The organism is Streptomyces sp. NPDC096193 (assembly GCF_040302905.1).
Classification (GTDB): Bacteria; Actinomycetota; Actinomycetes; order Streptomycetales; family Streptomycetaceae; genus Streptomyces.
On the sequence record NZ_JBEOSJ010000003.1, the window covers coordinates 45,733 to 58,829 of the forward strand.

General features: G+C 70.2%; 9 protein-coding genes. 6 read left to right on the forward strand and 3 right to left on the reverse strand.

What is annotated here, in order from left to right; all coding sequences use genetic code 11:
• Positions 1 to 1,317, reverse strand: coding sequence for a Na+/H+ antiporter NhaA (nhaA, locus tag ABTX78_RS05625; protein ID WP_352205551.1), 1,317 nt, complete (start codon positions 1,315 to 1,317; stop codon positions 1 to 3).
• A 257-nt stretch (positions 1,318 to 1,574) separates the two neighbouring features.
• Complete coding sequence (locus tag ABTX78_RS05630) at positions 1,575 to 3,104, reverse strand: alanine/glycine:cation symporter family protein (protein ID WP_352205552.1); 1,530 nt, start codon at positions 3,102 to 3,104, stop codon at positions 1,575 to 1,577.
• A gap of 839 nt (positions 3,105 to 3,943) precedes the next feature.
• Between ABTX78_RS05630 and ABTX78_RS05635 the strand changes: the two genes are divergently transcribed.
• The 3 genes from ABTX78_RS05635 (at position 3,944) to ABTX78_RS05645 (ending at position 7,057) form a co-directional block, all read left to right on the forward strand.
• Positions 3,944 to 4,894: an alpha/beta hydrolase gene (locus tag ABTX78_RS05635; protein ID WP_352205553.1), complete on the forward strand. Its 951-nt coding sequence runs from the start codon at positions 3,944 to 3,946 to the stop codon at positions 4,892 to 4,894.
• A 262-nt stretch (positions 4,895 to 5,156) separates the two neighbouring features.
• A complete protein-coding gene (locus tag ABTX78_RS05640; protein ID WP_352205554.1) occupies positions 5,157 to 5,996 on the forward strand; it encodes an alpha/beta fold hydrolase in 840 nt (279 codons plus the stop codon).
• A gap of 209 nt (positions 5,997 to 6,205) precedes the next feature.
• Positions 6,206 to 7,057 (forward strand): NmrA/HSCARG family protein, encoded by an 852-nt coding sequence (locus ABTX78_RS05645; protein WP_352205555.1) that lies wholly within the window; start codon positions 6,206 to 6,208, stop codon positions 7,055 to 7,057.
• A 112-nt stretch (positions 7,058 to 7,169) separates the two neighbouring features.
• On the opposite strand, the gene ABTX78_RS05650 is transcribed toward ABTX78_RS05645, so the two are convergent.
• On the reverse strand, positions 7,170 to 10,514 hold the full coding sequence (locus tag ABTX78_RS05650) for a S8 family peptidase (protein WP_352205556.1): 3,345 nt from the start codon (positions 10,512 to 10,514) through the stop codon (positions 7,170 to 7,172).
• Between the two features lie 541 nt (positions 10,515 to 11,055).
• On the opposite strand from ABTX78_RS05650, the gene ABTX78_RS05655 reads away from it, so the two are divergent.
• From ABTX78_RS05655 to msrA, 3 genes are all read left to right on the forward strand, one after another.
• A complete protein-coding gene (locus ABTX78_RS05655) occupies positions 11,056 to 11,652 on the forward strand; it encodes a GOLPH3/VPS74 family protein (RefSeq protein ID WP_352205557.1) in 597 nt (198 codons plus the stop codon).
• 519 nt (positions 11,653 to 12,171) lie between these two features.
• On the forward strand, positions 12,172 to 12,321 hold the full coding sequence (locus ABTX78_RS05660; protein ID WP_352205558.1) for a hypothetical protein: 150 nt from the start codon (positions 12,172 to 12,174) through the stop codon (positions 12,319 to 12,321).
• 167 nt (positions 12,322 to 12,488) lie between these two features.
• Positions 12,489 to 13,001, forward strand: coding sequence for a peptide-methionine (S)-S-oxide reductase MsrA (msrA, locus tag ABTX78_RS05665; RefSeq protein WP_352205559.1), 513 nt, complete (start codon positions 12,489 to 12,491; stop codon positions 12,999 to 13,001).
• Positions 13,002 to 13,097 lie beyond the last annotated feature (96 nt).

Here is a 13,097-nt window from a genome sequence, read left to right on the forward strand (position 1 = left end):
TCAGGTCCGGTGGGAAGCTGCCGCCTCCTCGGTCCGGTCGTCCTTCTGGTAGATGTCGGGGATACCGTCCCCGTCGGCGTCCACCGATTCCTGTTCGCACAGACGCCGGTAGAGCTTGTTGCGGCGTCGCAGGAGGACGGCCGCCACCGCGGCCGCGGTGAGTGAGGCGACGAGGACAGCCGCCTTGACGTGCTCGCCGGTCTCCTGGCCGGGGAAGGCGAGTTCGCCGATGAGCAGCGCCACCGTGAAACCTATCCCCGCGAGGACCGAGAGGCCGAGGACATCGGCCCAGGCGAGATCGGGGTTGAGCCGGGCCCTGGTGAAGCGGGCGGCCAGGTAGGTGCCGGCGAAGATACCGACCACCTTGCCGACCACAAGTCCGACGACGACGCCGAGCGGCTCGGGACTGGTGAACACCTTGGCCAGCGCGGGGCCGGAGATGCTGACGCCCGCGGCGAAGAGGGCGAAGAGGGGCACCGCCACCCCCGCCGAGAACGGATGGAGCAGGTGGGAGACCCGGCCGGCCGGGGAAATACTCTCCTCCTTGTCGCGGGTGGTGCGCAGGATCAGTCCCATCGCGACACCGGCGACGGTGGCGTGGACGCCGCCGTTGTACATGGCAGCCCAGATGGCGACGCCGAGCGGCACGTACCACCACCAGCCGCGTATCCGCAGGCGCTGGAGGAGGTAGAAGACGCCGAGCCCGGCCACCGCGGCACCCAGCGCCCACAGGTTCAGATCGCTGGTGAAGAAGATCGCGATGATGAGGATGGCGCCGAGGTCGTCGACGACCGCGAGGGTGAGGAGGAAGGCGCGCAGGGCGGCGGGCAGATGGGTGCTGATCACCGCGAGTACGGCGAGGGCGAAGGCGATGTCGGTGGCCATCGGCACGGCCCAGCCGTCGAGGCTGCCGCCTCCGAGCCCGGCCGTCAGCGCGTACAGGGCTGCGGGCACGGCCATGCCGCAGAGGGCCGCGATGACCGGAAGGGCCGCCGTGGCGGGTGTGCGGAGCTCTCCGACGACGAGTTCGCGCTTGAGCTCGATGCCGGCGACGAGGAAGAAGACGGCGAGGAGACCGTCGGCGGTCCAGTGGCCGACGGACAGGTCGAGGCCGAGGGCGGGTATCCCGAAGTGGAAGTCGCGTATCTGCTCATAGAGGTCACCGAGCGGGCTGTTCGCCCAGATCAGTGCCAGCAGGGCGGCGCCGAGGAGGACCAGACCGCCGACGGTCTCGGTGCGCAGCGCGGAGGCGATGGCCTGTCGTTCGGGCCAGGGCAGAATGCCGAGGAACGGTGCGCGCTCGCGAGGGGCGGCCATGATCGTTGTACCTCCGGGGCTTCGGCGGAAGAGGGCACACTGCCCCTGGACGCCGACCAGACTTCCCGGCACACCCCGCGCCCGGCTGACCAGCAGCTGTCTTGACGCGTTCTTTACACCCTAACCGGGTGCTGCCGGTCTCACCAGGGGGCCTCCCACCTGCTTGAACGGGGAAGGAATGACTGATCGGGCCCGTCTCCCACCAAGGGCGCGAGGTGGGCGACGGGCCCGATCGAAGGAGCCGGGCCGCAGGGCGGTCAGACGGTGGTCTTCACCGACTCCTGGTCATCGTCCCTGCGGTCGCCGGCGTCGCGGCGGCGGACGTAGTCGAGGAAGTTGTTCAGCTCACGCTTGACGACCGGGGCCAGCAGGTAGAGGCCGATGATGTTGATGACGGCCAGCATGAACAGCACCGCGTCGGCCATGTCGATCAGCGTCTGCAGCGTGAGCAGCGAGCCGGCGACCGCGAAGACGGTGTAGAGGACCTTGTAGGTGAGCTCACTCGCCTTGCTGCGGCCGAAGAGATGCGTCCACGCCTTCAGGCCGTAGTAGCCCCAGGTGAGCACGGTCGAGATGGCGAACAGCAGCACCGCGACGGTGAGGATGTACGGGAACCAGGGCAGGACGGTGCCGAAGGCGTCGGAGGTGATGGTGACACCACCGATCGACTCGTCCTCACGTGCCGCGGCCCAGCTGGCCGGATTGGCGATCACGATGGTCAGCGCGGTCATGGTGCAGATGACCACGGTGTCGATGAACGGCTCCAGCAGCGCGACCAGGCCCTCACTGGCGGGGTGCTTGGTCTTGACCGCGGAGTGCGCGATCGGCGCGGAGCCGAGACCGGCCTCGTTGGAGAACGCGGCCCGCTTGAAGCCGATGATCAGCGCGCCGAGGACACCACCGGCGACACCCTCGGGGTTGAAGGCACCCTCGACGATGCTGGAGACGGCGGCCGGGACGGCGGAGACGTTCACCAGGATGACGACGAGACAGGCCGCGATGTAGATGCCGGCCATGGCGGGGACGAGCCTGCTGGTGACCGACGCGATGGAGCGGATGCCGCCGAGGAGGACGATGCCGACGAGAGCGGCGATCAGGATGCCGAAGAAGAGCGCGCCGGTGGAGGAGCCGACCATGCCGTCCTCGCCGCCGGCGACGGCCACCAGCTGGGCGTAGGACTGGTTGACCTGGAACAGGTTGCCGCCGAAGAGCCCGAAGAAGAGGATCATGATGGACGCGAGCACGCCCAGGACCTTGCCGAGGGTCTTGCCCTTGGCGCCGAAGCGTTCGGCCAGACCCTTGGGCAGGTAGTGCATCGGGCCGCCCGAGACGGTCCCGTCGGCGTGGACCTCGCGGTACTTCACACCGAGGGTGACCTCGACGAACTTGGTGGCCATGCCGAGCAGGCCGCAGAGGATCATCCAGAACGTGGCACCGGGACCGCCGATCGATACGGCGACGGCGACACCCGCGATGTTCCCGAGGCCCACCGTTCCGGAAACGGCGGCGGTCAGGGCCTGGAAGTGGTTGACCTCACCGGCCGACCCCTTCTCGTCGTACTTGCCGCGCACCACGTTCACCGCGAGCCGGAACTTGCGTATCTGGACGAGACCGAACCAGCCGGAGAAGACGAGGCCGGCCACGACGAGCCAGGCGACGATCAGCGGGAGTTCGGCGCCTCCCACGGGCACGGAGTAGAAGACGACTTCACCGAGCCACTTGGCTATGGGCTCGAAGAATCCGCTGACGGCTTCGTCGACGGACTTGGTGATGGAGTCGAGTGACATCAGGCTTTACCTCGATGGCGCTGAACCGCCGCAGTGAGGTGCGGCGGTATGAAGGCGGGGCATGAGCGAACGCCGTTGTCCGATCGGCGACCCTGGGCATCTCGGTCCGCGGACTCGGACCGTGACTTTCCTGGGCCGTGCACAGCCGGTGCGTGCCGGCATTCCGCGGTCCGGCGAGGGGTGGGCCGGAAGCGGAGTTGGGCATTCTTAGCACGCCCTTTACGCATCCTTTAGTGGTGTGCGTCACATGAGGGGCTACGGGCCCCTGATTCCCGGGGGTCGGTGACGCGATCGTTATCCGGAACTGAGGTTCTGCTGAGCGAACGGTCGGCTGCCGTGGGGGTCGCGCAGAGCGAGGAAGCCCCGTCGACGAGGTCCGGCAGCTCTCTGGCCCCCGTCGCTCTCGATTCACTGTGGTGTGGACGAGCCGGGTGCGGGTGAGCAGGGTGTCCCCGTCCGTGGCGTGGACCGTCCAGAGGCCTTCGCCGAGTGCGTGGTGCGGGCCACCTGTCGTCACGCAGCGTCTCCGGGCAGCGGGAAGCCACCCGCCGTCCCGTCGCCGAGCGCGACCATCCCGAGATCTCGGTGATCGCCGACAGGCTCGGATGCCACCGGCAGCCTGATCCGCGAGGCCGGCCACTCCCTGCCGCTGCGCCCGCCGGAACGCCGCCGAACCACTGCTCGCGCATGACCGCCCCACGCCATACGCGAAACCCCGGGTCGCTGCCCCGATCCGGCTTTTCCCTCAACCCGAAGCGACCCCCTGTCACACATTTCACATCTTCTTGGTCATTCGTGTGAAAGCGGGCAAGAGCCCGCCGAACGCAAGGAGTGCAAGCATGACCAAGCCCGTTCTGGAGCCCGCAGCTGCGGAGTTCGCCGACGCGACGGCCAAGCCGCCGTTCCTCTACGAAATCGGTCCCGAGGCTGCCCGGAAGGTCCTGGACGACGTGCAGGCGGCGCCGGTGGCGAAGCCGGACGTCGAGGAGGAGTGGATCACTGTGCCCGCCGAGGTGGGTGATGTGCGGATACGCGTCGTCAAGCCCGTCGGTTCCCGGGGTCCGCTTCCGGCCGTCCTCTACGTCCACGGCGGCGGCTGGGTCCTCGGCAACGCCGGCACCCATGACCGTCTGGTGCGCGAGCTCGCCGTCGGGGCGGACGTCGGCGTCGTGTTCGTCGAGTACGACCGTTCCCCGGAGGCCGCCTACCCGGTCGCCATCGAGCAGGCGTACGCGACTGCTCGATGGATCACCGCGAGGGGTGCCGAGGTGGGCCTGGATCCCTCCCGGCTGGCCGTGGCCGGCGATTCCGTCGGCGGCAACATGGCCGCCGCACTGACCCATATGGCCAAGCAGCGCGGCGACGTGACCTTCGTGCACCAGTCGCTGTACTACCCCGTCACCGACGCGGCTCAGGACACCGCAAGCTACCGGGAGTTCGCCGACGGCCCCTTCCTCACCGCGAAGGCCATGGCCTGGTTCTGGGACTGCTACACCACCGACCCCGCTCAGCGGGCGGAGATCACCGCCTCGCCGCTCCGGGCGAGCCTGGAGGACATGCAGGGCCTGCCGCCGGCGCTCGTCGTCGTCGACGAGAACGACGTGCTGCGGGACGAGGGCGAGGCGTACGCCCGCAAGCTGACCGAGGCCGGCGTGCCCACCACGAGCATCCGCATCAACGGCACCCTGCACGACTTCATGATGCTCAACCCTCTGCGCCCCACCCAGGCCACAACTGCTGCGATGGCGCAGGCCGTTCACACTCTGCGTGTCGCCCTGCGCGGCAACTGAGGTTGCTGCCCCGTTTCGTTACTGAGATCGGCACCGCCTCGGCGCGCGTGCGCGGGGACCACCCATGCACGGACCCGCCGAATCCGATCGGTTCACCTGGCCGATCTCCGGCCGTGGCCCGCTCCTGCCGGCAAGCCCCGGACGTGTTCCCGCTTGCCGCTCGCGGTCCGGCCTCCCCCTGAACTGCGGCAACACCTGCCGTACCCCGGCCATGCCCACCTGTCCGGACATGGCTGAACCCTGAGCCTCGAAAGGGCCTCTCATGTACCGTCACTCGCGCCTTCGGCGTGCCCGTACCCCCCTCACCCTGCTGGCCACCGCGACCGTCGCCACCGCGCTGCTTGCCACGTCGGTCAGTCCGGCGGGCGCCGACAGCACCCCTTCCAAGGGCAGCAAGCCGACCGTCGTGCTCGTCCACGGAGCGTTCGCCGACTCCTCCAGCTGGAACGGCGTCATCAGCGAACTGAAGAAGGACGGCTACCCGGTGGTGGCCGCGGCCAACCCGTTGCGCAGCCTGAGCAGCGACACCGCCTCCGTCAAGAACCTGCTGGCCGCCATCGAAGGACCCGTGGTTCTCGTCGGGCACTCCTACGGTGGAACGGTCATCACCAACGCCGCCCACGGCTCCGACAAGGTCAAGGCACTGGTGTACGCCGACGCCTTCCTCCCCGACAAGGGCGAGAGCGCCAACGCGCTGGTGAGCAAGTTCGAGGGCAGCGTCATCGGCAAGGTTCTGCGTCCCGTCCCGATCACCCACCCCGACGGCTCCAAGGACTTCGACTTCTCCATCGACCAGTCCGAGTTCCGCCAGGCGTTCGGTGCGGACGTTCCCGCGGAAAAGGCCGCCCTGATGGCGGTCACCCAGCGTCCCGGGACCGGCGCGGCGCTCAACGAACCGTCTGGTGAGCCTGCCTGGAAGACCATCCCCTCCTGGGCTCTCGTGGGCTCCGACGACCGGATCATCCCTCGGGATGCCCAGGTCTTCATGGCCGAGCGCGCCAAGGCCCACATCAAGGAGATCGAGTCCTCCCACGCCGTGAGCGTGTCCCACCCGCAGGCCGTCACCGACATCATCGAAAAGGCGGCACAGACAGTCCGCTGACCGGTATCCCTGTGAACCCCCGGGACCCGTAGGCCCCGGCACGGCGGGGCGGCGAAGGTGCCGCCCCGCCGTCACGCTCGGACGAACGGCATCGACACGTCCACCGGTGGTGACGGGGCTTCATCAGGACCGGCGCCACGAACGCATACGGTCGGTACCGCTGCTCACAGCGCCCCTGACTCCGTTCCCACGACGTAGGAGTTCTCGACATGACTGATGAGCCGATTCTGGTGCTTGCCGCAACCGGCCGACAGGGCGGTGCCGTGACCGACGCGTTGCTGGGCCGCGGCGCCAGGGTGCGGGCAACTGTCCGGGACCTGGAGCGGGAGTCCGCCCGCCGACTGGCCGATCAGGGTGTCGAGGTGGTCGCGGGTTCCTTGAACGATCGCGCATCCCTCGCCGCCGCGATGGACGGCGTGGCCGGGGTCTTCGCCTACACCACCCCCTTCGAGGCAGGTGTGGACGCCGAAGTGGCCCAGGGGCAGGTCATCCTGGCAGCCGCGAACGACAAGCGCGTACCGCATCTGGTGTTCAGCTCGGTGGCGGGGGCCGACCAGGGCAGCGGGGTTCCGCATTTCGAGAGCAAGGCCCGTATCGAGGCCGAGTTGGCCTCCGGTGCGGTGCCCTACACGATCCTGGGCCCCACGTATTTCTTCGACAACGCCATGAGCGGTGCGGAGCGCATCCGCGCCGGGTTCCTCGACCTGCCGCTGCCCTCCGACCGGCCGTTGCAGCAGCTCGACCGCTCCGACCAGGGGGCCTTCGCGGCCGATGTGCTGCTCAACCCTGCCCCGTACAGGGGGCAGCGCATCGAGATGGCGAGCGACGCGCCCACCCCGGCCGAGATGGCAGCCGCACTGAGCGTGACCCTGGGTCGGGAGGTCCGGCATGAGTACCTACCGCTGGAGACGGTCGGCGAGCCGGACATGCACGCCATGTGGTCGTTTCTCAACGGGCCCGGCTACCAGGTCGACATCCCCGCGCTGCATGCGGCGCATCCGGGGATCGCCTGGAGCGGCTTCGCCGACTGGGCACAACGCGCGTTCGCTGCCGCGCGCTGAGCGCGTTGAGCGGGCTTCGAAATCCCGGCCCCGCACGCCCGCCCGGCACCGGCATGCCTCCACGCGGAAGGGTTCACCGGTGCCGGGCCACGGTCACCGTCGTCGAGTCACCTTACGGAGCGAGGCGGTAGGCGTTCGTGATCGTCTCGCGCACGGTGTTGCCGCCCTTGTCCTTCAGATCCACCTGGAAGGACACGGCCTTCGCGGCCGCCGGGTGCTTCACGACCACCGACCGTGCCCCCTTCGCGTCGGTCGTCACGGCGAGAGCCTTCCAGGTCAGGCCGCCGTCGAACGAGACCTTCACGGTCAGCGCGGCGACCTGCCCGGCCGCGGCGGCCGCGCCGCTCAGCTTCAGCGGCACCGCGAGCGCGCTGCCCGCCCGAGCCGTGCCGCTCAGGCTCAGCATCGGCGTGAACCGCACCGTCGACAGCGGCAGTTCGACGGTGCTGCCCCCCGCCGGCCGGGCCGAGGTGAACGTCCACACCCCTGCCACCTTCGTGCTGGTGGACGTGTCCTCGGTGGAGCGGCTCGCCTCGACCGTCAGACGGTACGGGGCGGAGGCGGCGGGAACCTCGGCGGCCAGCCAGTCCGAGGCCTGGCCCTCGGCGAGGACCCGTCCGCCGGATTCCAGCTTCGCGGAGCCACTGGTGACGGTCGAGGATCCCGGGTTGCCGCTGCCGTCGTTGAACAGCGGGATCCTGGCGCTGATGTGGTCGCCGGTCCGCTCGGCGCCCTGCTCTCCCGGAGTCCCCGCCGCGAGATCCGGGCCGACCACACCGGTGTTGAAGTTCAGCGTGTGGCTGGAGCCAGGCTTGTACGCCACCCCCGGCTTCGAGTAGATCATGCGCGGCTCGCTGAGGGCGTTGAGCTGGGTGGCCGTCCAGGCCCAGCGCACACCGGCCGCGCTGAGGTAGTGCGTGGTGGCCTGCGGCAGCTTCTGCTCCTGCGGTTCCTGGATGCCGATGCTCGTCCCGAGGTCGTCCAGCGGCGTGATGTGGACCTGGCCCCTGGCCCCGGTGACGGAGGCTCCGAAGCCGAGCTTCACCTCGGCGACATCGGCCCGGGTGAGGGTACGGGTCAGGCCGGTGAAGAAGCTCCCCTTGCGGTTGAAGGCGAGCCGGTGGTCGACGTTCTTGCCGGCCGCGCCGGGCGTCTTCCACACGCCGTTGAACTGGGCTCGCATCGTCGGGGACTCCGGGCCGAGGGAGGCGGTGCGGATCGGCGGTACGCCGTTGGTGGACCAGGAGTTGCCTGTGCCGAGGGCTTGGTCGTAGTAGCCGACGGTGGAGGTGACGAGCTTCGCGGCCGGATCCATGGCCTTCACGGCGAGCGGCTTCGCCTTGCGGGAGTCGAGGGTGACCGCGACCTTTCCGGTCACCTTCAGCACCGGCTGGACGAAGAAGCCCAGTTCGTTGTCCGCGGCGAAGACCAGGCTCTGCAAGTGGTAGGTGCCCTTGGGCAGTCGCTGGACCACTGTGCCGTTCGCGCTCTCCGGGAGCTCCACATACCGACCGCCACCGTCGGCGGCGCTGATCGTCGTCAGGTACGTGGCCGGGTTCGCCCCGTCGGCGTCGATGTGCCGCACGGTGACGTCGTACGACTCCACCTCCCGCTCGGCCACGACACCGGTGCGCACCTGCTGGCCGCCTCCCGACGCCAGCACCGTGCCGCCGAAGACGCCGTCGGCGGTGCCCCTGCGGGTGTCGACGGTGACGGTGGTCGTCGCGGTGCCGCCGGCCGGAACGGTGAGCTGGGCGTCCTTGACGGTGAACATGCCGGCCGGCGCGGGGCCTCCCGACGGGTCGACCCCGGAGACGCTCAGCCGCAGAGTGACGGCCCGGGTGCCGTAATTGCGGTAGGTGACGGCCTTGGAGGCCGGCTTGTCGTCGGCGTGCGGCCAGGCCTGGAGGCCGAAGTCCAGGGAGCCGGGCTCGGAGACGACGAGGGCGGTGGCGGCGCGTTCCAGGTCCACCCGGCCCGCGCCCTGCTGGTAGGCGTTCAGTACCGGGTTGGGCTTGGCCGAACCGGTCAGCAGCGACTTCAGCCGGGCTCCGCTCCAGCCGGGGTGCTGCTGGAGCACCAGGGCGGCGGCACCCGCGACGTGCGGGGAGGCCATCGACGTGCCGGACTGCGAGATGTAGTCCTCGCCCGAGGGCTCCTCGCTCTGCGTGGTCAGGGCAGCGGTGATGTCCACGCCGGGGCCGGTGATGTCCGGCTTGGGCGTGCCGTCGAGGTTCGGGCCGCGGCTGGAGAAGTCGGCTATGCGGTCCTGTTTGTCCACGGCGCCGACGGTGAGCGCCGCGGGCGCGCTGCCGGGCGTCCAGATCGTGCGCCCCTCGCCCGAGTTGCCCGCGGCCACCACGAACAAAGCCTTGCCGGAGAGCCGGGCGATGGCCGCCTCCATCGGGTCGACGCCCGGGGTGTCGATGGAGCCCAGGCTCATGTTGACGACCTGCGCGCCCTGGTCGACGGCCCACTGCATACCGGCGACGACGCCCGAGACGTCGCCGGAGCCGTTGTCGCCCAGGACCTTGCCGTCCAGCAGTCTCGCGTCGGGAGCCACGCCCTTGTTGCGGCCGCCGGACTTCGCACCGCTCCCGGCGATGGTGGAGGCGACGTGTGTGCCGTGCCCGTAGCGGTCGTCGGCGACGGGGGACTGGGTGAAGTTCTTCTGCGCCGACTCGACGCCCTGGAGATCCGGGTGGGTCTGGTCCACGCCCGAGTCCAGAACCGCCACCTTGACGCCCTTGCCGGTGTAGCCCGACTTCCACATGGCGGGCGTACCGATCCGCGGCACGCTCTCGGCCAGGGTCGCCCGGACCTTCGCGTCCAGCCAGACATGCGTGACGGGCCGCGCGGCCGAACCGCCTGACGTACGGGCCGAAGAGCGGCCGGTGACGGCCGCCCACAGCGCCGGCGCCCCGGACTTGGGTGTCTCGAAGGCCTCACCGCCGACCGCGGGAAGCGCGCGGCGTTCCCGGACGGCCACGCCCGCGAACGGGTCACCGGCCGCGGCCCTCGCTCCGGCGCCGCCCTGCCGGTAGCCGACGATCAGCGGCAGCGTGGTGCGGTGCGCGTCGTCGTACCCGTCCCTGACCAGCTGTGCCACGTCGAACAGCCGCCGGTCGAGCACACCGTCGGCGACCAGGCGCAGGGCGTCCTGCGGGACGACGTACGTGTGCCCGTCCGCGCGCCGCACCGAGAAGCCGATCCCCTCACGGCCCTTGCCACGCACGAGGCGAACCACCCGCCCGTCCGACCCGACGTCCACGCGGTCGCCGCTGATCAGCGTGACCGTCGCCGGTGGTTCCGCCTTCGCCGGAGCCTTCGTCCCCTCGTGCGCGGCGGAGCCGACGGCCTGCGCCGTCTGCCCGCCGGCCGAAACGGCCCCCGTGACCAGCGCCCCGGCCACTACGGCGGCAAGCGCCGCCGTTCTCGCGCGTGCTGTGGATCCCACTCGTGTCCCCCACCTCGTGTGCATGCCAACGCGTTCACCGGTACTACGCACGGGCGACGGCTTCGGTTGCCTGCGGAGACCGCCAATCGAAAGGGCGGGGACGTGCACGAAAAGGCACTGGTCCGGAACGAGTTGACGGGTGGGCCCCGGGCGATGACGGTCCGGGTCCCGCTGCTGTGGCCCGGGGGAGCACTCGGCGCGCTGAGGCAGGAGCCGCCGCTTCCTGCGGCTTCAACGTCTGCGTCCGCCCCCTCACCGGGCCCGGCTGCACCCTGTGGGGTGGCCGACCGACGTACGGCGACGAAGGGCGGCCACCACCGCGAACGCAGCCGGCCGCCGACAACCGTCGGCGGCCGGCTGACGTCCGTCCGGACCTCACGGTCCCCCCGAGCCGCCGGATGCAGCCGCCCCGCGCGCTCCGTAAACTCGCACGTGTGGCAGCCCCGGCGGGCCGTCCGGCGCTACGGTGTCTACGCGGTCATGCCGGCCGCCGACCAATCCTGAACGACGTCGATGTCGACGCGTCGGACGTGAGGCTCTCATGACCACCCCGCGGGATCTGTTGATCGTCGCCATGGACGTTGCGGGCACCCGCGACGTCGGACCCGGTGACCTGTCGCTCGCGCTCGCCGGAGCCGAGTTGATCGAGCTGCTGCGTACGCCGACCATCCGGCTGGACGGCGGTCGCATCGTGCCGGGGCACCTGCCGTTGCCGGCGGATCCCATCCTCGTGGAGGCCGCCGCCGTACTGATGATGGAAGAGCCGTACGAGTTGGTCGGCGACTGGCTGTGGCGCAGAGGTGACTCCCTGGCCGAGGCGTACATGGCCGCCTTCGAGGCCGACGGGCTGGTCGTGCGGCAGGGCAGCCGCCCCTTCCGCGGCGGGCAGAGAGTCCTGGTCGATTCGCCGTCGCGCCGCAAGGCGATGGAGCGCTGGGAATCCGGCGAGCCGGTCCTTCTCAGCCTGGTGGAAAGTCTCGGGATCGAGCACGGGTCCGCGGAACCGTCGGAGATCGCGGACTACTCCGTGACGATGGTGCTCGGCGCGGTCAACGACGCGCTGCTGGAACTGGAGGGCGAGCGGCAGAAGCGGGGCATCGAGCAGGCCGCCTTCGACAACGTCTGGCGTGGCTTCTGACGGACCCCGCGGTGCTCTGCCGGCCGGCCCGCCCGCCGGCGAGCCACCGTGCGTTGCGCCGAGGATCGCCCGCCGACAGGCCTTGCACGGCTCTGGGCCCGCGCGCCGACGGGCGCCGAAAGGCCCCGTCCGGACAGCCGCACACCGTCCGCGATCCGGGTGGTCCGGTGCCGGTCGCTGTTTCGCCGCGGCACCGGCGGGGATTGCGTGGAGCATGTTCCGAAGCCTGCTGCGCGGCGCGGCTGCGGGGGCCACCGCCCTGAGTGCCGTGGGCTATGCCGACATGGCTCTGCGAGGCCGGCCCGCCAGCAGTGTCCCAGGAAACCCTCGTGGACACCGTCACCAACCGGGTGGGGATTCCGCTCCCGGACTCCGCCGACCAGAACAACCGGCTCTCGGTCCGGCGGCGATCGCCGGGATCGCCGTGGGAGCCGGTACGGGCGCCGCCGTGTCGCCGGCCCACCGAGCCGGGCCCGGCTGCCCGGCCGGCTGGGCGGGGCGCTCCCCGGGGTGCTGGCCATGGTCGCCGCCGACGCGCCCCTCGCCGGCTTCGGGATCAGCGATCCCCGTACCTGGTCGGCCGCCGACCGGACCTCGGACGTGATGCCGCACCTCGTCCACGGCCTGGTCACCTACGGCCTGCCGGCCGCAAGGGACCAGCCGCCCTGACCGTCGCCGCTCATCCGGCCCGCCCGTGCGAGTTCGCCGTTTCCACCCGTTGATCAGGCAGGTAGGCGCCTTTTGATACGGGTTCCCGCTGATGCATGCTGGAGGAGCGGCTCGCCCCGATCCCAGAGGTGTGGCCTGTGGTGCGACCGAACCGGAGGAGACAGGCCATGAGCAACGATCAACAGAAGGCGCTGCTGGCGGGCGGGTGCTTCTGGGGCATGCAGGATCTGATCCGGACGCTCCCCGGCGTCCTCGGCACACGCGTGGGATACAGCGGCGGCGACACTCCGAATGCGACGTACCGCAACCACGGAAACCACGCCGAGGCGATCGAGATCGTCTTCGACCCCGCGGTGACCGACTACCGCACGATCCTCGAGTACTTCTTCCAGATTCACGACCCGACCACGAAGGACCGGCAGGGCGGCGACATAGGCGCCGACTACCGCTCCGCCATCTTCTACGTCGACGACGAGCAGAAGCGCGTCGCCGAAGACACCATCGCCGATGTCGAGGCTTCCGGCCTGTGGCCCGGAAACGTGGTCACCGAGGTCGCGCCGGCCGGTGCGTTCTGGGAGGCCGAACCGGAGCACCAGGACTATCTGCAGAAGTATCCGGAGGGGTACACCTGCCACTTCCCGCGGCCGAACTGGCAACTGCCGAAGCGCGCGGAGATCTAGGGCTTGTCGTCACAGGCAGGCCGCGTGCCGTGGCCTGCGTCGTCGAAATCGGCGGTACCGCGTCAACAGCATCTCTCCGCGTCCGAAGCCCGACGG

Coding starts and splice junctions, on each gene's coding strand:
- ABTX78_RS05635 (WP_352205553.1), top strand. CDS start 3,944: ATGACCAAGCCCGTTCTGGAGCCCGCAGCTGCGGAGTTCGCCGACGCG.
- ABTX78_RS05630 (WP_352205552.1), bottom strand. CDS start 3,104: ATGTCACTCGACTCCATCACCAAGTCCGTCGACGAAGCCGTCAGCGGA.
- ABTX78_RS05660 (WP_352205558.1), top strand. CDS start 12,172: ATGGTCGCCGCCGACGCGCCCCTCGCCGGCTTCGGGATCAGCGATCCC.
- msrA (WP_352205559.1), top strand. CDS start 12,489: ATGAGCAACGATCAACAGAAGGCGCTGCTGGCGGGCGGGTGCTTCTGG.
- nhaA (WP_352205551.1), bottom strand. CDS start 1,317: ATGGCCGCCCCTCGCGAGCGCGCACCGTTCCTCGGCATTCTGCCCTGG.
- ABTX78_RS05655 (WP_352205557.1), top strand. CDS start 11,056: ATGACCACCCCGCGGGATCTGTTGATCGTCGCCATGGACGTTGCGGGC.
- ABTX78_RS05640 (WP_352205554.1), top strand. CDS start 5,157: ATGTACCGTCACTCGCGCCTTCGGCGTGCCCGTACCCCCCTCACCCTG.
- ABTX78_RS05645 (WP_352205555.1), top strand. CDS start 6,206: ATGACTGATGAGCCGATTCTGGTGCTTGCCGCAACCGGCCGACAGGGC.